General features: G+C 62.8%; 17 protein-coding genes, 1 tRNA gene and 1 pseudogene. 4 read left to right on the top strand and 15 right to left on the bottom strand.

The window, feature by feature from the left end:
* Nucleotides 1–72: 72 nt before the first annotated feature.
* Nucleotides 73–945 (top strand): YafY family protein, encoded by an 873-nt coding sequence (locus QO207_RS09255; protein ID WP_301532156.1) that lies wholly within the window; start codon nt 73–75, stop codon nt 943–945.
* 80 nt (nt 946–1,025) lie between these two features.
* Here the strand turns inward: QO207_RS09255 and QO207_RS09250 are convergent.
* The 9 genes and pseudogenes from QO207_RS09250 to rpsU form a co-directional block, all read right to left on the bottom strand.
* Nucleotides 1,026–1,395: pseudogene (locus QO207_RS09250) on the bottom strand (integrase core domain-containing protein); the annotation flags it as partial.
* A 38-nt stretch (nt 1,396–1,433) separates the two neighbouring features.
* On the bottom strand, nt 1,434–2,207 hold the full coding sequence (locus tag QO207_RS09245) for a hypothetical protein (protein ID WP_301532155.1): 774 nt from the start codon (nt 2,205–2,207) through the stop codon (nt 1,434–1,436).
* A gap of 31 nt (nt 2,208–2,238) precedes the next feature.
* Nucleotides 2,239–2,466: a DNA-binding protein gene (locus tag QO207_RS09240; protein WP_301532154.1), complete on the bottom strand. Its 228-nt coding sequence runs from the start codon at nt 2,464–2,466 to the stop codon at nt 2,239–2,241.
* 1,130 nt (nt 2,467–3,596) lie between these two features.
* Nucleotides 3,597–4,673, bottom strand: coding sequence for a site-specific integrase (locus QO207_RS09235; protein ID WP_301532153.1), 1,077 nt, complete (start codon nt 4,671–4,673; stop codon nt 3,597–3,599).
* 127 nt (nt 4,674–4,800) lie between these two features.
* Nucleotides 4,801–4,877, bottom strand: a tRNA-Ile gene (locus QO207_RS09230).
* Between the two features lie 16 nt (nt 4,878–4,893).
* Nucleotides 4,894–8,628 (bottom strand): bifunctional diguanylate cyclase/phosphodiesterase, encoded by a 3,735-nt coding sequence (locus tag QO207_RS09225; protein ID WP_301532152.1) that lies wholly within the window; start codon nt 8,626–8,628, stop codon nt 4,894–4,896.
* A gap of 102 nt (nt 8,629–8,730) precedes the next feature.
* The gene (rpoD, locus tag QO207_RS09220; RefSeq protein ID WP_301532151.1) at nt 8,731–10,584 is read right to left on the bottom strand and encodes an RNA polymerase sigma factor RpoD; all 1,854 of its coding nucleotides are present in this window, start codon (nt 10,582–10,584) and stop codon (nt 8,731–8,733) included.
* A 78-nt stretch (nt 10,585–10,662) separates the two neighbouring features.
* Nucleotides 10,663–12,678 carry a DNA primase gene (gene dnaG, locus QO207_RS09215; RefSeq protein ID WP_301532150.1) on the bottom strand — a complete coding sequence of 672 codons (2,016 nt, stop codon included), beginning with the start codon at nt 12,676–12,678 and terminating at the stop codon, nt 10,663–10,665.
* Between the two features lie 200 nt (nt 12,679–12,878).
* On the bottom strand, nt 12,879–13,094 hold the full coding sequence (gene rpsU, locus QO207_RS09210) for a 30S ribosomal protein S21 (RefSeq protein ID WP_003085057.1): 216 nt from the start codon (nt 13,092–13,094) through the stop codon (nt 12,879–12,881).
* A 200-nt stretch (nt 13,095–13,294) separates the two neighbouring features.
* Between rpsU and tsaD the strand changes: the two genes are divergently transcribed.
* Nucleotides 13,295–14,320: a tRNA (adenosine(37)-N6)-threonylcarbamoyltransferase complex transferase subunit TsaD gene (gene tsaD, locus QO207_RS09205; protein ID WP_301532149.1), complete on the top strand. Its 1,026-nt coding sequence runs from the start codon at nt 13,295–13,297 to the stop codon at nt 14,318–14,320.
* 94 nt (nt 14,321–14,414) lie between these two features.
* Here the strand turns inward: tsaD and plsY are convergent, their stop codons facing one another.
* The gene (plsY, locus tag QO207_RS09200; protein ID WP_301532148.1) at nt 14,415–14,984 is read right to left on the bottom strand and encodes a glycerol-3-phosphate 1-O-acyltransferase PlsY; all 570 of its coding nucleotides are present in this window, start codon (nt 14,982–14,984) and stop codon (nt 14,415–14,417) included.
* A gap of 80 nt (nt 14,985–15,064) precedes the next feature.
* Here plsY and folB point away from each other — a divergent pair, with 80 nt between their 5' ends.
* Together folB and folK are read left to right on the top strand one after the other, a co-directional pair.
* On the top strand, nt 15,065–15,418 hold the full coding sequence (gene folB / locus QO207_RS09195) for a dihydroneopterin aldolase (RefSeq protein WP_015475255.1): 354 nt from the start codon (nt 15,065–15,067) through the stop codon (nt 15,416–15,418).
* Nucleotides 15,409–15,945 (top strand): 2-amino-4-hydroxy-6-hydroxymethyldihydropteridine diphosphokinase, encoded by a 537-nt coding sequence (gene folK, locus QO207_RS09190; protein WP_301532147.1) that lies wholly within the window; start codon nt 15,409–15,411, stop codon nt 15,943–15,945. The genes folB and folK overlap by 10 nt, the downstream gene beginning before the upstream one ends.
* 125 nt (nt 15,946–16,070) lie before the next feature.
* Here folK and QO207_RS09185 read toward each other — a convergent pair whose 3' ends face one another.
* The 5 genes from QO207_RS09185 to QO207_RS09165 form a co-directional block, all read right to left on the bottom strand.
* Nucleotides 16,071–17,309: a multifunctional CCA addition/repair protein gene (locus QO207_RS09185; RefSeq protein WP_301532146.1), complete on the bottom strand. Its 1,239-nt coding sequence runs from the start codon at nt 17,307–17,309 to the stop codon at nt 16,071–16,073.
* Between the two features lie 160 nt (nt 17,310–17,469).
* Nucleotides 17,470–17,979, bottom strand: coding sequence for a hypothetical protein (locus tag QO207_RS09180; protein ID WP_301532356.1), 510 nt, complete (start codon nt 17,977–17,979; stop codon nt 17,470–17,472).
* A gap of 59 nt (nt 17,980–18,038) precedes the next feature.
* Complete coding sequence (locus tag QO207_RS09175) at nt 18,039–19,592, bottom strand: SpoVR family protein (RefSeq protein WP_301532145.1); 1,554 nt, start codon at nt 19,590–19,592, stop codon at nt 18,039–18,041.
* The gene (locus QO207_RS09170; RefSeq protein ID WP_301532144.1) at nt 19,589–20,860 is read right to left on the bottom strand and encodes a YeaH/YhbH family protein; all 1,272 of its coding nucleotides are present in this window, start codon (nt 20,858–20,860) and stop codon (nt 19,589–19,591) included. Before QO207_RS09170 ends, QO207_RS09175 begins: the two co-directional genes overlap by 4 nt.
* 105 nt (nt 20,861–20,965) lie before the next feature.
* Nucleotides 20,966–22,888, bottom strand: coding sequence for a PrkA family serine protein kinase (locus tag QO207_RS09165; protein WP_205338802.1), 1,923 nt, complete (start codon nt 22,886–22,888; stop codon nt 20,966–20,968).
* Nucleotides 22,889–22,945: the final 57 nt, after the last annotated feature.

Below are 22,945 nucleotides of genomic sequence, written 5' to 3'. Positions count from 1 at the left end.
GTATGTAGCTTTGAGCGACATATCTATGATGTTTACCTGTACAGGTAAAGCTTTCGAGCACAAGGAGACACAATGAAACGGAAGCAGTCGATCGAATCTGTCCGTTGGGATCTGGCACTGCGTTATCGGCTGATCGAGACTGTCGCCTGGTGGGAAGGGCGGCTAACCACGGGACACCTGATGCAGAGCTTCGGCATCAGCCGACAGCAGGCATCGAAGGACATCAACACCTACATCACCGAGCACGCGCCCAAAAACCTGACATATGACAGGCATCTGAAAGGCTATGTCCCCAGTCTGAAGTTCGCGCCAAAATTCATCGACAATAGTGCAAGCGCCTACTTGCACCTGCTGAGCGAGAACAAGGAGCGGGCTCCACACATCGAGGGGCTGGCCCTGGCTTATGCGCATACCGAAGTGCTGAAGGTCCCGGATCGCTCCGTGCGGCCCGACGTGCTCCGCCCCCTGCTGAAGGCCTGCCGCGAAGGACTGCGTTTGGAGTGTGAATACGTTTCACTCGCCAATCCGGTGCCGGAGACACGTCTCATCGCGCCGCATACCCTCGTCTATACCGGGATGCGCTGGCATGTCCGAGCCTTCTGCGAGAAGAATCGTGACTACCGAGACTTTGTCCTTAGTCGTTTCCGTGGCGAACCAGATGTACTGGACGTATCCGAGCACGTGCGAGAACTGGACGCAGGTTGGTGCACTGAAGTGACGGTGATCATCGAGCCCGACCCACGGCTGAAGCCAGAACAGAAAGCTATTGTCGCGCAGGATTACGGCATGCAGCAGGAGCAGTTACCAATCCCCAGTCGTGGTGCTCTAGTGCAGTACGTGCTGCAGCGATACCAGATAGACCCGAATAAGATTCAGGCAAAGGCTGCTGCTCAGCAGATTGTTGTAGCGAACCTGGAGGAACTTCAGCAGTGGATCTATCAATGATGGACCAACATTAGATTCTACTGCGTTAGCACGGACACTTTTGAATCACCCCGAGCTTCGTGGAGGCCGTTTCGTTTAAGTCAGGCTGCTATGGCCTGACTTGCTTGTTGCCGGTGGAGGTTGGCCTCAGCCTCCGCAGGCGGGATATAGCCGATTGAGCTCAGCAGACGCTCATGGTTGTATCAGTGCACCCATCTCAAGGTCGCCATCTCGACGGCCTCGCGGATCTTCCATGATTGACAGTGTATCAGCTCAGCCTTGTAGCGCCCGTTGATGGTTTTGGCCTGGGCGTTGTCGTAGCTATTGCCTTTACTGCCGACCGAGGGCTCGATGCCGGCTTCGGCCAGTCGCTCGGTGTAGCCAGATCGAGACGTACTGACTACCTCTGTCGCTGTGATGGATCAGGCCCCCGTTGCGAAGAAGCGGCTGACGGACATGTAACGCCTGCTCGTGGAATGGGGGGGCCGAGTCAGCGTGGAATCCGCAGGCTAGTCGTCATTTTTAACTTTGAGCGGCATCCCGAGCATCTCCATTACTGCCTGGATGGACTGGTTGCCATAACGCTTGTCGGGCTCTCGATCATGCTCTGGCTTGCGTTGTGATCTGCTCGATAGGCGTTGCGGTGGTATGGCGCTCGGCACGAAGTTGCCTTGTTGAGCCAGCTCTACCAATTTCCGAAGTAGGCCGATGGGGTTGCGAACCTGGCCTGCTGCAATGCGGGTGGAAACTTCGTTAAGCACGAGTTGCCGGAGCTCGATAGGGCATTGCTGCAGCAGCTTTTGGACTGCGGCTTGTTTCGACGCCGGAATTGCTTCGGCGGGTGTCGGAGCATCATTCCCTTGGCCTGTTTTAGGTTTCTTTCTGGTTCCTGATGGTTGGGGTGTCACCGGTGTCACCCTTTGTTTACCTCTGCTGTCATCCTTCTGTACCTGATTTGTCAGGGTTTCATCCTCCTCTGCGGCAAAGGGTGACAGATTGTCAGGGTTAGTTATCCACAGGGGGTTTACCCGATACTCTGTAGAAAAGTTACGACCTCCTTTCGCGTATCTGACTGTCAGTAGCCAGCCACTCTTCCTCATCTGAGCAAGGTGGCGTTGGACGCTACGTTCGCTCTGGCGGGTTTTTCGTGCGATGTACGCAACGCTCGGCCGAATGTTGGTGCCGTTATCGTGTGCGTGGTCGGCGTAGGCCAGGGCTGTAAGCAGTTCGCAGCCACCTGCGGGGTAGTGCTCCCACACCATGCTAGAAATTTTTATGCTCATGATCAGATGCTTCTTAAAGGGGCTGGACTGATTAGTTGTTGATGTCTTGGTCGATCAATCGCGCAATGTCTGCCGTACGGAAAAGTACGCGGCGCCCCCACTTGAGCTTGGCGGCATTGATGCTTCGTGCCCAATCGGTTCTGTTGTCGGAGAGTGTGATCCGTAGTGCTTCAGGGCTGCGATGCATGATTTTGCCGAGCTGCTCGTAGGTCATCAGGATCCCGTAGCGCTCGGTCAGCATTTCTTGGGTTGTGGGCATGTTGGTGCTCCTAGGTTCAATTACGGCTAAATCCTAGAGGCATTTTCCATGCTGAATTAAGTTGTAAGATTTGCCACTTGAAAAGAGGTGTAGGCCTTATGGGCTGTGGTCTACAGTGGTATTTCGCAATTATCGTGATTTCGCAATGAGGGCCATTCGGCATGAACCTAACTGGAAGCCGCAGGTGAATCTCCTCGTTTTTCATCTTTGCAAGGCGCATGGGTGGCGGCGTGTGAATGGGTGGGTTCCGCTTGTCGTTGAGCTTTCGGAGCAGGCTGCTAAAGAAACACTGCGCCCCGTGCATTTCAGACTCGCGCTTAAAAAGCATGTCAGCGCGCTGATAGTGGAGGTTGAGGCTCACGCCGAGCTTCCAGAGCGGGAGCGATTGATCCATGAGTTGAGCTCTGCTTGCACTTTCCTGAGTGGGCGGGAGCTGAGATGGGCGACATTTGCCAAGCAAGGCCGCTCCTTGAGCCGCTCGGCGCTAGCTCCGATCGTTTCGCTCGGCCAACTGATGGCGCTCGGGCCTGAGGTCAAAGTTTTTTGTGGGCATAAAGCATCACCGCCCTCCCGTAGGTTCTGCGCTATGTGTTGGCGTTATGTGCTGGGCGCAGGGAAGCACTGCAGGGAGCACCGCGTGCCGGCTGGCGGTTCTGCTGGGCAGTCATCTCAAGCCCGAGATGGCTACTGGTTTTGCCGGAAGCTGTCACCACAGTTCAACGACCATATTCGAGTCCTCTCCAGTCATGCGCGCAGAGAGATGCTGCGTTCCCGGTGGAGGGAGGCCATTGAGATTGCCCGGGTTACTCCATGGCTCAAGCGCTACAGGCCGCATGCATGGGGGGTTGTGGTTGGGCGAGTTGGGAGGCCTGACGAGGGCTCCGTGCTGCCGGCTATAGTCCGGGCTCTAGATGATCACGGCCCGGAGTTTGGTGAGATGCTCGAGCAAAGGGAGGCCCTCCACCGCGATCTAGTGGATGATCGCGCAGCTGTTTTCGATCTTCTGCTTCGGGCGGAGGCTTGGTTTGGAGCGGCAGCAGAGCGCCGAGCAGGCTGGGGTGGAGGAAGAGCTGGAGCAGGGCGGCCGGCAAGGGCGTCTACGTTTCCCGTCAGTGATGATCGCAATCGCGTCAGCTAAGAGGGTTACGTTCGCGCTCTAGCAGGTCTAGCTTGCTAACAAGATCCTCGGCCCGCAGGTGCGTGTAGCGCTTTAGCATCTGCATGGACTTGTGGCCGCTGATTGCTGAAACCTCTTGGTCAGACAGGCCGCCCTCGACCAGCCGGCTAACAGCCTCATGGCGCAGGTCGTGAAAGCGCAGATCGGACATGCCGAGTTTGGTTTTCAGCAGCCCCCAGGTCTTGGTAAACGCATAGGGGCTGCGCTTGCCATTTCTGCCAGGTTCGCCAAAGAACACCAGATCGCAGTCGATAGGGCGTATCGGATTGTTCAGTGCTGCCTGGAAGGTCTCAGTAGCCCATTTGCTGAGTGGGACGGTGCGGGCGCTGTCGTTCTTGGTGTCAGAGAGGCGCACCACGCGCTTTTTCATGTCGACCTGATGCCTGCGCAGCGATGTGATCTCGGATGAGCGCATGCCGGTTTCCAGGGCGATGCGGACGATCCAGCCGAGCATGGGGTTGCTGTGATTGTTCACGGCCGTCAGCAGGCGGCGTTCTTCTTCTGCAGACAGGCGACGGTCTCGACCTTCGCCTGGGCTGGGTTTGCGGATGCTCAGCACCGGGTTGAAGCTCAAGCCCAGGCCCCACTCCTGAATCGCAATGGTGAACAGGTGGCTGAGCAGGGCCAGTTCCAGGCGCACGGTGTTGTTGCTGGTGGGCTTGCCGCGATTGGTGATCGAGGCCAGCCGGGTGTCGCGGTATCCAGCGATAATTTCAGCGGATAGGGCGGCCAGGGAGTATTTGCCCAAGTGGCTGATCAGTTGCTGGGCCTTCGTGGCCTCGGCGCGCTGGGTAGTCGGCTTCTTAGTGGGGCCGATTTCGCTGAGGTAGCGTTTTAGCGCCATGGCCAAGGTCATGCGTTCGGAGCCGCTGCGCTGGATATACACGCCCCTGACCATCTCGTCTTCGGTGCGGCGTGCCCAGTCTTCAGCGTCGCGCTTGGTGCGGAAGGTTTTGGTGTTGGTCGGCCAACCGGTTTTGCGTACCAGAGCCTTCCAAGTGCCGGCATCTGTTTTGACGATGGTGGCCATTTTTTCCTGCTCCCAAAGCGTGTCGTTGTACCGGCACTGTACTGAATTTGTACCTTTGGACTATAGGACTGGTCTAGCTGATTTTGCAGCAGGAATGAAAAAGCCGCGCATTGCGCGGCTTTGAAGGTGGTGGGCCCACACGGACTCGAACCGTGGACCAAAGGATTATGAGTCCTCTGCTCTAACCAACTGAGCTATAGGCCCCCAGAAGGCGGGCGGATTATACCGGCGCGTTGTGGGTTGCGCCAACCGGGTGCAGCGGGACCAGGAAGCGGTTGGCAAAGGCGTCAGCTGGGAGCGGTGCGCTGAGGGCGTAGCCCTGGATCTGGTCGCAGCCTTCGGCTTCGAGGAAGCGTTCCTGGGCTTCGTGTTCCACGCCTTCGGCGATCACCGTGAGGTTCATGCTGCGGCCCAGGGCGATGATGGCGCGGGCGATGGCGGCGTCGTGGGGGTCGTCCGGCAGGCCGTGGACGAAGGACTGGTCGATCTTCAGGGTGTCCAGCGGCAGCTGCTTGAGGTAGCTGAGCGAGGAGTAGCCGGTGCCGAAGTCGTCGATAGCCAGCTGCACGCCCAGGTGCTTGAGGCTATGGAGGATCGACAGGGCTTCCTCGGTCTGGTGCATGAGGAAGCTTTCGGTGATCTCCAGTTGCAGGCGCGAGGGCTGCAGGTCGTAGTGGGCGAGCAGTTCGCGGATGCGTTCGACCAGGTTGGTCTGGCGCAGCTGGGCGCCGGCGAGGTTGACCGAGAGTGGGCCGAAGGCGGCGTGGCTGTCCTGCCAGCGACTCATCTGCCGGCAGGCTTCGCGCAGGACCCAGTCACCGAGCGGCAGGATCAGGCCGTTTTCCTCGGCGAGGGGGATGAAGCGGTCCGGAGAAATCGAGCCGAATTGCGGATGTTTCCAGCGGATCAATGCCTCCGCTCCTACAAGCTGGCCACTGCTCAGGGACAGTTTCGGCTGGTAGTAGAGCTGCAATTGGTCGCTCTCAAGGGCGCGGCGCAGTTCGTGTTCCAGGGCCATGCGCTCGGTGGCCTGGAAGGTCAGCTCGCGGGTGTAGAACTCGACGCGGTTGCGGCCCTGGGCCTTGGCCCGGTACATGGCGGCGTCGGCGTTCTTCACCAGGGTGGCAACATCGCCGCCGTCGCCGGGGTAGAGGCAGATGCCGATGCTGGCGCTGACGAAGAATTCCTGTTCGCCGGCGATGAATGGCTTGTCGAAGCACTGCAGCAGCTTGTTAGCCACGTGCTCCGCGTCCAGCGCATGGTGCAGGCCGGGCAGCAGGATGATGAATTCGTCGCCGCCCTGGCGCGCCACGGTGTCGACGTCGCGCAGTTGCTCGCGCAGGCGGGTGGCGATGGACTTGAGCAGCAGGTCGCCGACCGGGTGGCCGAGGCTGTCGTTGATGTGCTTGAAGCGGTCGAGGTCGAGGAACAGCACGGCGCCCTGGTGGTTGTCTTCCTGGGCTTCCTTGAGGGAGGCGTTGAGGCGGCTCTCGAACAGCAGGCGGTTGGGCAGGCCGGTGAGCGGGTCGTGGTGGGCCTGGTAGTCGAGCTTGGCCTGGGCGTACTTGAGCGTGGAGATATCGGCGAATACGCCGACGTAGTGCGTCAGCTCGCCGACGGCGTTGCGCACGGCGCTGATGGTCAGCCACTCGGGGTACAGCTCGTGGTTCTTGCGGCGGTTCCAGATTTCGCCCTGCCAGTGGCCTTCGTCGTTGAGCTGGTGCCAGAGGGCGACGTAGAAGCTGCTGTCGTGCTGGCCGGAGGCGAGCAGGCGCGGCGAGCTGCCGAGGGCTTCCTGTTCGCTGTAGCCGGTGATCTCGCTGAAGGCGCGGTTGACCGCGACTATCTGCTGGCGGGCGTCGGTGATCATCACGCCTTCGGCGGTGCTCTCGAACACGGTGGCGGCGAGGTGCAGTTTCTCCTGCATCTGCTGGCGCTCGGTGATGTCGCGGGCGATGGTCAGCATGCAGTCGTCGTTGCCGATGGTGATGCGGTGGGCGGACAGCTCGCAGAGGCGCAGGCTGCCATCGCGGGTGCGGATCTGTGCGGTGAAGTCGGGGGCGCTGGAGGCGTTGTCGAGGATGCCGAGCAGCTTGCTGCGGTCCGCCGGGTTGGCCCACAGGCGCAGGTCGAGGGTGGAGCGGTCGGCGGCTTCCTCGCGGCTGTAGCCGGTGATGCGGGTGAAGCCCTGGTTCACTTCCACCAGGCGGCCGTCGCTGATGCGCGAGATGAGCATGCCATCGGGGGAGGCGTGGAAGGCCTTGGCGAACTTCTCTTCGGAAACGCGCAGCCGCTCCTGGGTCTCCTTGACCTGGGAGATGTTGCGTACCACCACGACCAGCGCCGGGGTGTCGTCGAGGACGATGTGCTGGGCCGAGAGCAGGGCAGTGAAGCGCGTGCCGTCGCGGCGGTTGAGCGGGATTTCGACGTTGTTCAGCGGCTCGCCCTGCAGGCGCTCAAGCATCGCCGGGCCCATGCCGGGTTCGCCCCAGATGCCCAGGTCGGTTGAGGTCTTGCCGAGGGCCTCGCTGGCGGGGATGCCGATCTGCTGTTCGAAGGTGCTGTTCACCGCCAGCAGTTGGCCGTCGACGCGTCGAGCGAGGACGATGATATCCGGGCAGTGGTGGAACACTGAGGCGAACTTCTGCTCGGACAAACGCAGCGCCTGTTCGGTGTGCTTGGCCTCGGTGATGTCGATCATCAGGCCGCGCAGGATCAGGTCGTCGCCGTGGCGGATCAGCGTGACGATGTCGCGAATCCACACCACCCGGCCGTCGGCGGCGAGCATGCGGTAGTCGAAGCTGTGGTTGCGTCCGGCCTGGCTCTCGCTGATGCAGAAGGTGATGGCGTGCTCGGCGTCTTCGGGGTGCAGGGTGCGCTGCCAGAAGCCGGGCTCCAGCCAGTCCTTGATCGGGTAGCCGAGCAGTCGCTGGGCGTGGGGCGAGACGTAGGTGAAGCGGTTTTCCGCCAGGCGCATTTCCCAGGCAATGGCGGTGAGGCTTTCCACCAGGCCGCGATAGTGCTGTTCGCTGTCGCGCAGGGCCTGTTCGAGTTTCTCGCGGCGCTGCATCTCGCCGCGCAAGCGACGGTTCATGGTGAACAGCACCAGCAGACCGAGGGCGGTCAGCAGGGCGATCGGTACGGCGACACGCAGGACCTCAGGCCAGACGCTGCGTCGGTCCACCAGGCCGCCGACCCAGGGCGCCTGGAGGGCTTCGACCTGCTCCGGCGGTAGTTCAGCCAGCAGTTTGTCGAGAATGCCGATAAGGACTACGTCGTTCTTCGGCACGGCCATTGCCAGCTGGTAGCGGTAGGGCGTCTCGCCGCTGATCTGCAGGCCTTCGAGCTTGAGCTGGCGCAGGTTCCAGACGCTGGAGGCGAGGTCGCCGACGAAGGCGTCGACCTGCCCAGTGGCCAGCGCCTGCAGACCGGCGGCAATGCTGGGTAGCGGCTGCAGATTGAGGTCGGGGTGCTTGGCCATGAGCAATTCATGGGGGGCGTAGTGGGCGACCACGCCGACTTTCAGGCCGTACAGCTCCTTGAGGTTGGCGGGTGCCGGACCATCCTTGCGGGCAAGGATGATGATCGGGAAGTCGAGGTAGGGGCGGGTAAAGGCGAGATAGTCGAGGCGGCTGGGGGTAGCCATGACACCCGGGAGCAGGTCGATGCGATTGTCGCGGGCCTGTTGCAGCACGTCGCTCCAGCTCGTTGGCTCCACGGGTTCGAGCTTGATCTTGAGCTTTTCGCTGATGAGCCTGATGTAGCCAGGCGCCAACCCCTGGTAACGACCTTCGGCGTCACGGAATTCGAAGGGTGGCCAGGAGGCGTCGACGCCCAGGCGCAGGCTGGGGTGTTGTTGCAGCCAGCTTTGTTCCTCGGGCGTGAGGGGCAGGGCGAGCGCCTGTCCTGCCCAGAATGCGAGGCACCACAGTAGAACTGCCTGCAGGCGCGGCATGGACGGCCTCTTTCTCTGGGGGAGTAGCCGAAGTGTAGTCGTGGCCCTTTGCCCAGTGGAAGGCCCAAAGAAAAACCCCCGGTTTTGGCCGGGGGTTCTTCGTCACTCGTCGAGGAAGGAGCGCAGGTGCTCGCTTCGCGACGGGTGGCGCAGCTTGCGCAGCGCCTTGGCTTCGATCTGGCGGATACGCTCACGGGTTACATCGAACTGCTTGCCGACTTCCTCGAGGGTGTGGTCGGTATTCATGTCGATGCCGAAGCGCATGCGCAGGACCTTGGCTTCGCGAGCGGTGAGGCCGGCGAGGACTTCGCGGGTGGCTTCCTTGAGGCTCTCGCTGGTCGCCACTTCGATTGGCGACTGCATGGTGGAGTCCTCGATGAAGTCGCCCAGGTGCGAGTCTTCGTCGTCACCGATCGGCGTTTCCATGGAGATCGGTTCCTTGGCGATCTTCAGGACCTTGCGGATCTTGTCTTCCGGCATGTCCATGCGTTCGCCGAGCTCTTCCGGGGTCGGTTCACGGCCCATCTCCTGCAGCATCTGGCGGGAGATACGGTTGAGCTTGTTGATCGTCTCGATCATGTGCACCGGAATACGGATGGTGCGGGCCTGGTCGGCGATCGAGCGAGTGATCGCCTGGCGAATCCACCAGGTGGCATAGGTCGAGAACTTGTAGCCGCGACGGTATTCGAACTTGTCCACCGCCTTCATCAGGCCGATGTTGCCTTCCTGGATCAGGTCGAGGAACTGCAGGCCGCGGTTGGTGTACTTCTTGGCGATGGAGATCACCAGACGCAGGTTCGCTTCCACCATCTCCTTCTTCGCACGGCGGGCCTTGGCCTCACCTATGGACATGGAGCGGTTGACGTCCTTGATCTCGGCGACGGTCAGCTGCGAGCTGGTTTCCAGGTCGGCCAGCTTCTGCTGGTTGCGCTGGATGTCGTCCTTCAGGCGCTCGATGGCCTCGGCATACTTGGGCTTGCCCTTGAGTACGCTGTCGACCCAGGCGGTGTCGGTTTCGTGGCCGGGGAACTGGCGCAGGAAGTCGGCGCGCGGCATGCGGGCATCACGCACGCACAGCTGCATGATGGCGCGTTCCTGGCGACGGACGCTGTCCAGCGCATCGCGGACCTTGGCGACCAGTACGTCGAACTGCTTGGGCACCAGCTTGATCGGCATGAACAGCTCGGCCAGGGCGACCAGCTCTTCGGTGGCCTGCTTGCTGCCACGGCCATGCTTCTTCAGAACTTTCTTGGCTTTTTCCAGCTGCTCGGAGACCGCGCCGAAACGACGAGCGGCTTCTTCCGGATCCGGACCGCCATCGCCTTCTTCTTCCTCGCTATCGCCGTCGGACTCTTCGTCCTCGTCGTCCTTTTCCTTGTCCTTGGCTTCGGCGTCGTCTTTCAGACCGACCGGCTCGACTTCCTCGGCCGGCAGGCTGCCGTCGTCCGGGTCGATATAGCCGCTGAGAACGTCCGACAGGCGGCCGCCTTCGGTGACGATGCGATTGTATTCGTCGAGGATGCCGTCCACCGCGCCAGGGAACTGGGCGATGGCGCTCATGACCTCGCGGATGCCTTCCTCGATGCGTTTGGCGATTTCGATCTCGCCTTCGCGGGTCAGCAGTTCCACGGTACCCATTTCACGCATGTACATGCGCACCGGGTCAGTCGTGCGGCCAACGTCGCTCTCTACCGCAGCAAGGGCGGCAGCAGCTTCTTCGGCGGCAGCTTCGTCGGTATCGGTTTCCGCCAGCAACAGGGCATCCGCATCCGGGGCTGTCTCGAATACGTTGATCCCCATGTCGTTGATCATGCGGATGATGTCTTCTACCTGTTCCGGATCAGAGATATCCTCCGGCAGGTGGTCGTTGACCTCCGCGTAAGTCAGGTAACCCTGCTCACGACCACGTGTGATCAACTCTTTGAGACGAGATTGCTGTTGCGCTTTTCCGGACATAACACCCTATCCACTGAAGGTCTTGGCGGGCTGAAATAAGCCGAGGATTATACCAGATTCGAGGCTTCAGGCGCCAGTTCAGCTCTGGGGGCCTGGTGACGAGGGAGAGCTGATGTGCTCTCGAAGCAGGGCTTTCTCTTCGTCGGTCAATTCACTGGGACTCTTTTGCAGCACGCTACGCAGGCGGGCTTCGCGGCTGCTGTGCAGTTGGTTGTGTGCAAGTGTAGTAATGGTGTCAACGAACTGCTTTTCAAGATTGTCCTGGCCGATCAGCCATTCCTTTTCTGCCAGGACTTGCAGCAGGCGCCCTTGCGGGGTGCCGTGCCAGCGCGCGATCAGGTGCATCGAGCGCTGCTTGGGGTTCTTCTGCAGGGCCTCGACCAGCGCCACCAGCAGTTGCGAGTTGGTCTGCCCTTCGTTGGAGAAGTGGCTGGCGTCCTCGACTTTCTGCGCCATCTGCGGGTAGTGCAGCAGCGTGCGCAGGGCGGTCAGGGTTGGCGATTCGACGTGGATTTCGGTCCGCGGCTGGCGCGGAACGAAGTCACCTTTCTTGCCTTTGCCATCCCACTTGCGGTCGCCTTTCCAGGGTTTCTTGCCCTGCTTGGCGCCGCCCTGGTGCCCGGCGGAAAACTCCGCCGGTGCCTCGAAGTAGCTCGAAGCATCCTGATAATGGCTGTCGCCGTGCTCGGCGAACTGGCCCATGTCGTAGTCGGCGTACTCGTGCGCTGAATTGTCGGCAGCTGCGGGCTTGGCCGGGGCGTGGTTGCCGTGGCCGGTCAGGCCGGTGCGCGGCGCGCTGATCTGGCTCAGCGCTTCCGCCGACAGCCCGGTGATCTCGCCCAGGCGCTGGCGCATCAGCAGGCGCAGGGTGTTGCCGGGAATCTTTTCCAGCAGCGGCCCGGCTAGGGTCGCCAGGTGCGCCTTGCCTTCCAGCGTGCTGGGGTCGGCTTCCTGGGTCAGTTGCTGGAAGAAATAATCCGCCAGCGGCTGGGCCTGGTGGGCGAGGCGGGCACGGAACGCGTCCGGGCCTTCGGCGCGCACCAGGCTGTCCGGGTCTTCGCCTTCGGGCAGGAACAGGAAACGCACCTTGCGTCCGTCCTGCAGGTTGCTCAGCGCCGACTCCAGCGCGCGCCAGGCAGCGTTACGGCCGGCCTGGTCGCCGTCGAAGCAGAAGAGGATGTTCGGCACGATGCGGAACAGCCGCTTGATGTGTTCTTCGCTGGTGGCCGTGCCCAGGGTGGCGACCGCGTTGCGGATGCCCTGCTGGGCCAGCGCGATGACGTCCATGTAGCCTTCGACCACCATGATCTCGTCGAGATCCCGGTTGTTCTTCCGGGCTTCGTAGAGTCCGTAGAGCTCCTGGCCCTTATGGAAGACCGGGGTTTCCGGCGAGTTCAGGTATTTCGGCTTGTCGTCGCCCAGCACCCGGCCGCCGAAGGCGATCACCCGCCCGCGGCTGTCGCGGATGGGGAAGATTACCCGGTCGCGGAAGCGGTCGTAGCGCTTGCCGCTGTCGGGGTTTTCCACCAGTAGGCCGGCGTCGAGCATGGCCTTGAGCTGCAGGTTGTCGCCGCCCAGGTTCTTCAGCAGGTTGTCCCAGCCCGGCGGGGCGAAGCCCAGGCCGAAGTCGCGGGCGATCTCGCCGGTCAGGCCGCGGCCCTTGAGGTATTCCACCGCCGCCTTGCGGGCAGGGTGGCTCTTGAGTGCCTGGCGATAGAATTCGGCGGCGCCGGTCAGCAGCGGGTAGAGCGGCGAGTCGACCGGTTGGCGTGGCTTGTGGCCGCGCCGGCCTTCCTCGCGGGGGATGTCCATGCCGGCGCGCTTGGCCAGGTCCTCGACGGCCTGGACGAAGTCCAGCTGGTCATGGTCCATGACGAAGCCGAGTGCGTTGCCGCCGGCGCCGCAGCCGAAGCAGTAGTAGAACTGCTTATCCGGGCTGACGGTGAAGGAGGGTGTCTTCTCCTTGTGGAACGGGCAGCAGGCACTGTAGTTCTTGCCGGTCTTCTTCAACTGGATGCGCGAGCCCACCACATCGAGAATATCGGTGCGGTTGAGCAGGTCATCGATGAAGGATTGTGGAATCAGGCCGGCCATAGACTCATCGGGACGCAGGTTGGACCCAAGCCTGGCGCGGAGCGGTGAGGCCGCGGGCGGAGCTTGAGGCTGAGCATGGGACTGGAAAAGCAAAAACTCCGAAGTCCGCGAATGCGAATCGGAGTCGGGTGCCTTGTTTCAGGCACTCGCCCGGCGAGTGGGCCGGGCGATGCGGAAAGCTTGCGACGAGGCGCTGTAACTCAGTACAGACGCTCGCGGCGGCGCTGCTCGCGCTGCACTTTCTTGGCGTGACGCTTAACAGCGGCAGCGGCCTTGCGCTTACGCTCGGCGGTCGGCTTTTCGTAGAACTCACGGCTACGGACTTCGGCCAGTACGCCTGCTTTTTCGCAGGAGCGCTTGAAACGACGCAGAGCTACGTCGAAGGGTTCGTTCTCTTTAACTTTGACGGCGGGCATCCAGGTCGTACCTTCAATGATTACCGGAGGATTTATCGCGCTCCTGACGGTTGTTCGGAGTCGGCGGTTTTCAAGGGTTGCGGATATTAAACGTTCGGAAGGAGGAATGCAAAGCCTCCGATCGAAAAGCACTGGTCCGAAGCCCAGCCGGCGATTATGATGCGCGGCTTCAATTTTGCCCAGAGTAAAGGCTCAAACCCATGCTAGTGCTGGGGTTGGAAACCTCCTGCGACGAGACCGGCGTCGCCCTGTACGACAGCGAAAAAGGCCTGCTGGCCGACGCGCTGTTCAGCCAGATCGACCTGCACCGCGTATACGGCGGCGTGGTTCCCGAGCTGGCCTCCCGTGATCACGTCAAGCGCATGCTGCCGCTGATTCGCCAGGTGCTGGACGAGTCCGGCCGTACCGCCGAAGACATCGACGCCATCGCCTATACCGCCGGCCCCGGCCTGGTGGGCGCCCTGCTGGTCGGCGCGTCCTGCGCCCAGGCCATGGCGTTCGCCTGGGGCATACCGGCCGTCGGCGTGCACCATATGGAAGGCCATCTGCTGGCGCCGATGCTGGAAGAGCAGCCGCCGAAGTTTCCGTTCGTCGCCTTGCTGGTGTCCGGCGGCCACACCCAGCTGGTGCGGGTGGATGGCATCGGCCAGTACCAGGTGCTCGGCGAGTCGGTGGACGACGCAGCCGGTGAAGCCTTCGACAAAACCGCCAAACTGCTTGGCCTGGCCTATCCCGGTGGTCCGGAGATCGCGCGCCTGGCGCAGAGCGGTACCGCTGGTCGCTTCGTCTTCCCGCGGCCGATGACCGACCGTCCGGGCCTGGACTTCAGCTTCAGCGGCCTCAAGACCTTCGCCCTGAATACCTGGCAGCGCTGCGTGGCCGAAGGCGACGACAGCGAGCAGACCCGCTGCGACATCGCCCTGGCGTTCCAGACCGCCGTGGTCGAGACCCTGACCATCAAGTGCAAGCGCGCGCTCAAGCAGACTCACTTGAAGAGCCTGGTGATCGCCGGTGGTGTCAGCGCCAACCAGGCACTGCGCCAGCACCTGGAGAAGATGCTCGGTGAGATGAAGGGCCAGGTTTTCTACGCCCGCCCGCGCTTCTGCACCGATAACGGCGCGATGATCGCCTATGCTGGCTGCCAGCGCCTGGTGGCCGGGCAGCAGGACGGTCCGTCGATCGGCGTGCAGGCACGTTGGCCAATGGAGTCGCTGCCAGCGATCTGAATAATGAAGCTGCAAACGACGCGGCCCATGCTCTGAGCGGCATGGGCCGTTTTTTCGCTTGCAGCGCAGTACGCGGGCCGGGAAGCTCGCGGCTCTAGAAGTGCCGCTCGCGTCCGGCGATCAGGTCGCGCAGGTTGCTGCGGTGACGCCAGACGATCAGGCCGGTGAGCACGGTCATCGGCAGTAGCGCCGAAGGTTCCTGCCAGGCCAGCAGCGGCAGGGTCAGCGGCGTGGCCACCAGGGAAGCCAGCGAGCTGGTGCGCGACAGCTTGAAGGTGACCAGCCAGGCGATTGCCGCGAGCAGGGCCGCCGGCGGGTACAGCGCCAGCAACATGCCGGCAGCGGTGGCGACGCCCTTGCCGCCGCGGAAATTGAAGTACAGCGGGTAGAGGTGGCCAATCACCGCTGCCAGCCCGACCCAGGCCTGCTCCACGTCGGAGAGACCGATCAGGCGGGCGACGAGGACCGGCACCAGCCCCTTGGCGAGATCGCCGAGCAGGGTGAGGATGGCGATCTTCTTCCCGGCCAGACGCAGCATGTTGGTGGCGCCGGGGTTGCCCGAGCCGCTGGCGCGCGGGTCGGCGGTGCCGAACAGGCGACTGAGGAGTACCGCGAAGGACAGTGATCCGAGCAGGTAGGCGAGGATCGCCAAGAACCAGAACATGGTTTCCACCGGAGACGAGGTCGTTTCCGATTCTAACGGGGCGCCGGCCGATTGTCGTGTCGCCTTGGAGCATGCAGTCAGTGGACAGAGTTTTCATCGAGGGGCTGGAAGTGGACACCGTGATCGGCGTCTACGACTGGGAACGGGGTATCCGGCAGTGCCTGCGCCTGGACCTGACGCTGGGCTGGGACAACCGCCCGGCGGCGGCCGACGACGACATCGCCAAGGCCCTGGACTACGCCGTGCTCTCCGAGCGGGTCATGGCCTTCGCCCGTGACGCGCACTTCCAGCTGGTGGAAACCTTCGCCGAACGCCTGGCCGAGTTGCTGATGGCGGAATTCGGCATCCAGTGGCTGCGCCTGAAAGTCACCAAGCCTGGCGCCGTCGCGGCGGCCATCGGCGTGGGTGTGGAGATCGAACGCGGATGCCGCTGACGACGGTCTACCTCGGGCTGGGCAGCAACTTCGAGCGCGAGCGCCATCTGCTGGCCGGGCTGGAAGCGCTGGACGGTTTCCTCGAGGACATCCACTGCTCGCCGGTCTTCGAGAGCGAGCCGGTGGGCATTCGCAGCGGTCCCTTCTACAACTTCGTAATTGTTGCGCGCACCGATCTGCCGCTGGCGGAGCTGAGCCTGCGGCTCAAGCACATCGAGGCGGACAACGGCCGTTATGCACCGGAGCGCAAGGGCCTGCCGCTGGACATCGACGTGCTGCTGTACGGCGACCTGCACGGCGAGTTCGACGGCCTGACGCTGCCGCGCGCGGAGGTGCTGAAGAATGCCTTCGTGCTCTGGCCGCTGGCGTTGCTGGCGCCCCAGGTTAAGCATCCGGGGGTGCAGCGTTCGTTTGCCGAATTGTGGGTGGATGCGCAGATCGGCCAGAAGCTCTGGCCGGTGCCCTTCCAGTGGCGCGGGGTTGAGCTGACGCCGGCGGCGCTGATCGAAGCGTATCCGGCGGCTTGATCCCCCGCTCGGGTTTTTCCTGAGCACCGAACCTAAAGCTGAGGGCTTTTCGTAGGAGCGAGCTCGCTCGCGAATCATCTATCCGGCGACTCAAGCGTTGGGCGGGTTCGCGAGCAAGCTCGCTCCTACAGGGTTTCAGGTCGCGTGGCTTCCTTGTAGGCCTTCAGTGCCGTCAGGCGCTCACGCTTGAGCGCTTCACCCAGCTCGGCGCCCTTGTATCCCTTCTCCAGCAGCGGCTGCACCGCGACTGCGCGGGCGGCCTGTTCGGCGCCGCGCAGGTACTCGGCCTGCGGGTAGGCGCGGTCCTCCAATCCATGGCGGCCACGGGCGTCCATCTCGCTGGCGGCAAGGAATTCCTCGAAACGCTGTGGTCGGCGGTAGACGTCGAAGGACTGCAGCAGCTCCAGGATGGTGTTCGGCCGCAGCTCCAGCGCACGGTGGCAGTGGGTGTGGTACTCGCCGACCAGCCGCGCCAGCTCCTGGCACTCACGCGGGACCTTGAAGCGGGCGTTGATCGCGTCGATCAGCGGCAGGCCCAGGTGCTCGTGGGCATGGTGCTTGGGCCACTCTTCTTCGCGGGTCTCGCCCTTGCCCACGTCATGCACCAGGCAGGCCCAGCGCACGCTCAGCGGTTGCTCGTATTTTGCGCATTCGCGCAGCACGGCCAGCACGTGCTCGCCGGTATCCACCTCCGGGTGGTGCTGCGGCGGCTGCGGCACGCCGAACAGCGCGTCGACTTCCGGCATCAGCACGGTCAGGGCGCCACAGTCACGCAGGACCTGGATGAACACGTCCGGACGCGATTCCATCAGGGCACGGGAGATTTCCTTCCAGCTGCGTTCGGCGGTCAGCGCTTCCAGCTCGCCGGATTCTGACAGTTCGCGCATCAGTGCCAGGGTTTCCGGCGCCACGCTGAAACCCATCGGTGCATAGCGGGCGGCGAAGCGGGCGACGCGCAGCACCCGCAGCGGGTCTTCGGCGAAGGCCGGGGAGACGTGGCGCAGCAGGCGGGCTTCGAGGTCTTTCCGGCCGTGATAGGGGTCGACGATCTGGCCGTCATCGTCCTCGGCCATGGCGTTGATCGTCAGGTCGCGGCGGATCAGGTCTTCTTCGAGGCTGACGTCGGGGCTGGCGTAGAAGGTGAAGCCGCCATAGCCGCGTCCACTTTTGCGTTCGGTGCGGGCAAGGGCGTACTCCTCGCCGGTCTTCGGGTGGAGGAACACCGGGAAGTCGGCGCCCACCGGGCGATAGCCCTGGGCGAGCATCTCGTCGGCGCTGGCGCCGACCACGACCCAGTCGGTGTCGCTGAAGGGGATGCCGAGCAGGCGGTCGCGCACGGCGCCGCCCACCTTGTAGATCTGCATGAAGCTGTCTCCTGTTCTGGGGGATAGCTTCGGGGTTTGCGGCGGGAGGGGCAAGCGCGGCGGGAGGTTGGCGCGCGCGTAGGAGCGGACTGCGTCCGCGATAGGTTCGCGTCGCGCCGGATGCCATCGCGGACGGAGTCCGCTCCTACGATGTATGGGACTACGGCGCGGCGGCGGGAATCTGCTGGACGAGGGCGCCGATGGCGTCCTGCAGCAGCATGGCGCTGGAATATGCCGGGCTCAGGCCGGTGCTGACGGTGCCTTCCCAGAGCGTCTGTTCCTGCGCATCGGTCAGGCGCAGGCGCAGGGTGCCGGTTTCATCACGCAGGCGGTGGATGGCGAGGTAGGGGCCGAGCGGGTCGGGCGGTGGCGCGTCGACCTTGAACTCCAGCGGCGCATCCTGCAGCGCCAGCCAGTAGTAGACGCGTACCTGCGGAGTGGCGCTTTCGCGGTAGCCGCGCTCGATCAGGCCCTGGCGCACCTGGGCGTTGATCAGCGGATAGCGGCTGCGGTAGGGCAGGGCGTCGACGGCGTTTTCCGGCGGCATCAGCTGGAAGTCGCGCAGCCCTGCCAGGCGTGCATCGGCGGGATGCGCGACCTGGGCGTGGGGTACGGGGTTGCTGCAGGTCGCGACAGCGAGGCAGAGCAGGAGAATGGCGAACAGGCGCATGGCGGTCTCCAGCGGGGTTGCCGCCATGCTTGTCGTCCTCTGCTGCGCCGGTCAACCGATCAAATGGGCGGGATGATCAGGTCGAGCCGCGGGTAGCCCTCTTCGCTGTCGCGTTCACCCTTTGGGGGCATGTGGAAGGTGTTGACGATGTTCTCGCCCTGCAGGGTTTCCAGGTGGATGTCGAAGCCCCACAGGCGATGCAGGTGCTTGAGTACGTCGTCGGTGGATTCGCCCAGGGGTTTGCGGTCGTGCTGCTGGTGGCGCAGGGTCAGCGATCGGTCGCCGCGGCGGTCGACGTCCCAGATCTGGATGTTCGGCTCGCGATTGCCGAGGTTGTACTGGGCCGCCAGGGTTTCGCGGATCTTGCGGTAGCCGTCGTCATCGTGGATGGCGTCGACCAGCATGTCGTCCTTCTGGTCGTCGTCGAGGATGCTGAACAGCTTGAACTCGCGGATCACCTTGGGCGAGAGGAACTGCAGGACGAAGCTTTCGTCCTTGAAGCTCTTCATGGCGAATTTCATCGTCGCCAGCCAGTCGCTGCCGGCGATGTCGGGGAACCAGCGCTTGTCCTCCTCGGTGGGGTGCTCGCAGATGCGGCGGATGTCGCGGTACATGGCGAAGCCCAGCGCGTAGGGGTTGATGCCGCTGTAGTAGGGGCTGTCGAAGCCGGGCTGGTAGACCACGCTGGTGTGGTACTGGAGGAACTCCATCATGAAGCCGTCGCTGACCAGACCTTCGTCGTAGAGGTCGTTGATCAGGGTGTAGTGCCAGAAGGTCGCCCAGCCTTCGTTCATCACCTGGGTCTGGCGCTGCGGGTAGAAATACTGCGCGACCTTGCGCACGATGCGCACCACTTCGCGCTGCCAGGGTTCGAGCAGCGGAGCGTTCTTCTCGATGAAGTAGAGGATGTTCTCCTGCGGCTCGCTGGGATAGCGGGCCATGCCCTGTTCCTTGTCCTTGCCGGCGGCCTTGGGAATGGTCCGCCAGAGGTCGTTGACCTGGCGCTGGATCTGCTCCTCGCGCTCCTTCTGGCGCTGCTTTTCTTCCTCGGCGGAGATCGGGTAGGGCCGCTTGTAGCGGTCCACACCGTAGTTCATCAGGGCGTGGCAGGAGTCCAGCAGGTCTTCCACGGCGTCGATGCCGTAACGCTCCTCGCACTTGTTGATGTAGGACTTGGCGAACACCAGGTAGTCGATGATCGAGGTGGCGTCGGTCCAGGTGCGGAACAGGTAGTTGCCCTTGAAGAAGCTGTTGTGCCCGTAGCAGGCGTGGGCGATCACCAGCGCCTGCATGCACTGGGTGTTCTCTTCCATCAGGTAGGCGATGCACGGGTCGGAGTTGATCACGATCTCGTAGGCCAGGCCCATCTGACCGCGCTTGTAGTTCTTTTCCGTGCTGAGGAAGTGCTTGCCATAGGACCAGTGGCTGTAACCGATGGGCATGCCGACGGAGGCGTAGGCATCCATCATCTGCTCGGCGGTGATCACCTCGATCTGGTTGGGGTAGGTGTCCAGCGCGTAGCGTTCGGCGAGCCGGCTGATCTCGCGGTCGTACTGCTGGATCAGCTCGAAGGTCCACTCCGAGCCGGTGGCGATCGGCTGGCGCTTGCTCATGCGACGAGCCTCCTCTGGAACAGCTCGCGGAACACCGGATAGATGTCCGAGGCGGAGACGATCTGCTGCTGGGCGAAGCTGTCCTCGAAGCTGTCGCGGATCTTCTCGTACTCGAACCACAGCGCCTGGTGCTCGCGCGGGGTGATCTCGACGTAGGTGTAGTACTGGACGAACGGCATGATCTGCTTCAGCAGGATGTCGCGGCAGACCGGCGAATCGTCATTCCAGTTGTCACCGTCCGAGGCCTGGGCGGCATAGATGTTCCATTCGTTGGTCGGATACCGCTCGGCCATCACTTCCTGCATCAGCTTCAGGGCGCTGGAGACGATGGTCCCGCCGGTCTCGCGGGAATAGAAGAATTCTTCCTCGTCCACTTCGCGGGCGCTGGTATGGTGGCGGATGAATACCACTTCGATCTTCTCGTAGTTCCGCTTGAGGAACAGGTAGAGCAGGATAAAGAAGCGCTTGGCGATGTCCTTGGTGGCCTGGGTCATCGAGCCGGAGACGTCCATCAGGCAGAACATCACGGCCTTGGAGGTCGGGTTGGGCTGCTTCACCAGCAGGTTGTACTTGAGGTCGAAGGTGTCGAGGAACGGCACCTTGTCGATGCGCGCGCGCATGCCGGCGATCTTCTGCTCCAGCTCCTGGATGTCGCCGAGGTTGTCCGGTTCTTCGCGCTTCAGGCGCTCCAGTTCGGCCACCGCCGCGCGCAGCTTGCCGCGGGTGGAGCCGGACAGGGCGATGCGCCGTGCGTGGGCCGAGCGCAGGGTGCGCACGATGTTGATGCGCGAGGGGTTGCCCTCGTTGCTGATGCCGGCGCGCACGGTCTTGAAGGTGTCGCTGCCGGTGAGGTGGCGCTTGACCAGGTTGGGCAGCTCCAGGTCCTCGAACATGAAGTCGAGGAACTCTTCCTGGGTGATCTGGAAGACGAAGTCGTCCATCCCGTCGCCCTGGTTACTCGCCTTGCCGGCGCCACGACCACCGCCGCCACCCTGGGGCCGGGCGATGTGTTCGCCGGTGGTGAATTCCTTGTTGCCGGGGTGGACGACCGTCTGCTTGCCGCCACGGCCGTGGTGCAGCACCGGTTCGTCGATATCGCGGCCGGGAATACTGATCTGCTCGCCATGTTCCATGTCGGTGATGGAACGGCGGCTGACGGCTTCTTCCACCGCCTTCTTGATGTGCTCACGGTAGCGCCGCAGGAAGCGCTGGCGGTTCACCGTGCTCTTGTTCTTGCCGTTCAGACGCCGGTCGATGACGTAGCTCATGAATGCTCCTCAGGGCCTGCTGCGCAGCGGCTTGGAGCCGCCCCGGACAGGTCCGAATGCGACGGCGACCGGCGCGGCGGGGAATGCCGCCGCGCCGATGGCAGACTACTGCGACTTGCGAACCCGCAGATACCATTCCGACAGCAGGCGCACCTGCTTCTCGGTGTAGCCGCGCTCGACCATGCGTTTGACGAAGTCGTTGTGCTTCTGCTGATCCTCCTTGCTCGCCTTGGCGTTGAAGCTGATGACCGGCAGCAGGTCCTCGGTGTTGGAGAACATTTTCTTCTCGATCACCACACGCAGCTTCTCGTAGGACAGCCAGCTGGGGTTCTTGCCGTTGTTGCCGGCACGGGCGCGCAGCACGAAGTTGACGATCTCGTTGCGGAAATCCTTCGGATTGCTGATGCCAGCCGGTTTCTCGATCTTCTCCAGCTCCTCGTTGAGCGCGGCGCGGTTGAGGATCTCGCCGGTTTCCGGGTCGCGGTATTCCTGGTCCTGGATCCAGAAGTCGGCGTACAGCACGTAGCGGTCGAAGATGTTCTGGCCGTACTCGCTGTAGGACTCCAGGTAGGCGGTCTGGATTTCCTTGCCGATGAACTCGACATAGCGCGGCGCCAGGTATTCCTTCAGGAAGCGCAGGTAGCGCTCGCGGGTTTCCGGCGGGAACTGCTCCTGCTCGATCTGCTGTTCCAGCACGTAGAGCAGGTGCACCGGGTTGGCGGCGACTTCATGCGGGTCGAAGTTGAACACCTTGGAGAGGATCTTGAAGGCGAAGCGGGTGGAAAGCCCGGCCATGCCCTCGTCGACCCCGGCGGTGTCGCGGTATTCCTGGATCGACTTGGCCTTGGGATCGGTGTCCTTGAGGTTTTCGCCGTCGTAGACCCGCATCTTCGAGTAGATGTTGGAGTTTTCCGGCTCCTTCAGGCGCGACAGCACGGAGAACTGCGAGAGCATCTTCAGGGTGTCCGGCGCGCAGTGGGCGTGCGCCAGGGAGCTGTTGATCAACAGCTTGTCGTAGATCTTGATCTCGTCGGAGACGCGCAGGCAGTACGGCACCTTGACGATGTAGATGCGGTCGATGAAGGCCTCGTTGTTCTTGTTGTTGCGGAAGCTGTGCCATTCCGATTCGTTGGAGTGGGCGAGGATGATGCCGCTGTAGGGCAGGGAACCGAGGCCTTCGGTGCTGTTGTAGTTGCCTTCCTGGGTGGCGGTGAGCAAGGGGTGGAGGACCTTGATCGGCGCCTTGAACATCTCGACGAATTCCATCAGGCCCTGGTTGGCCCGGCACAGTGCGCCCGAGTAGCTGTAGGCGTCGGCGTCGTTCTGCGGGAATTCTTCCAGCTTGCGGATATCCACCTTGCCGACCAGCGCGGAGATGTCCTGGTTGTTCTCGTCGCCAGGTTCGGTCTTGGCGATGGCGATCTGGTTGAGGATCGATGGGTGCAGTTTGACCACGCGGAACTGACTGATGTCGCCGCCGAACTCGTTGAGGCGCTTGGTTGCCCAGGGCGACATCACCGAGCGCAGGTAGCGCCGCGGGATGCCGTAGTCTTCTTCGAGAATGGCGCCGTCTTCGTCCGGGTTGAACAGCCCCAGGGGCGACTCGAACACCGGCGAGCCCTTGATGGCGTAGAAGGGCACCTTCTCCATCAGTTGCTTGAGCTTCTCGGCGAGGGAGGATTTACCGCCGCCGACCGGGCCCAGGAGATAAAGGATCTGTTTCTTCTCTTCCAGGCCTTGGGCGGCGTGGCGGAAGAACGAGACGATCTGGTCGATGCACTCTTCCATGCCATGGAAGTCGGCAAAGGCCGGATAGCGGCGGATGACCTTGTTGGAGAAGATTCGCGACAGGCGGGAATCGACGGAGGTGTCCGCCAGTTCGGGCTCACCGATGGCCATCAGCATTCGCTCGGCGGCGGTGGCGTAGGCGATCTTGTCCTGCTTGCAGAGATCCAGGTACTCCTGGAGGGAGTACTCCTCTTGGCGGGTCGCTTCGAAGCGTTCCTGGAAGTGACTGAAAATGCTCATGACGTCTCCTCGCTCGATGCATGGAGCCGGCGCCGGATCGGTCTGTGCGGGTGCGGT

It is taken from the genome of Pseudomonas sp. CAN1 (genome assembly GCF_030462585.1).
Classification (GTDB): Bacteria; Pseudomonadota; Gammaproteobacteria; order Pseudomonadales; family Pseudomonadaceae; genus Pseudomonas.
This window is presented reverse-complemented; position numbering and strand designations above follow the sequence as displayed.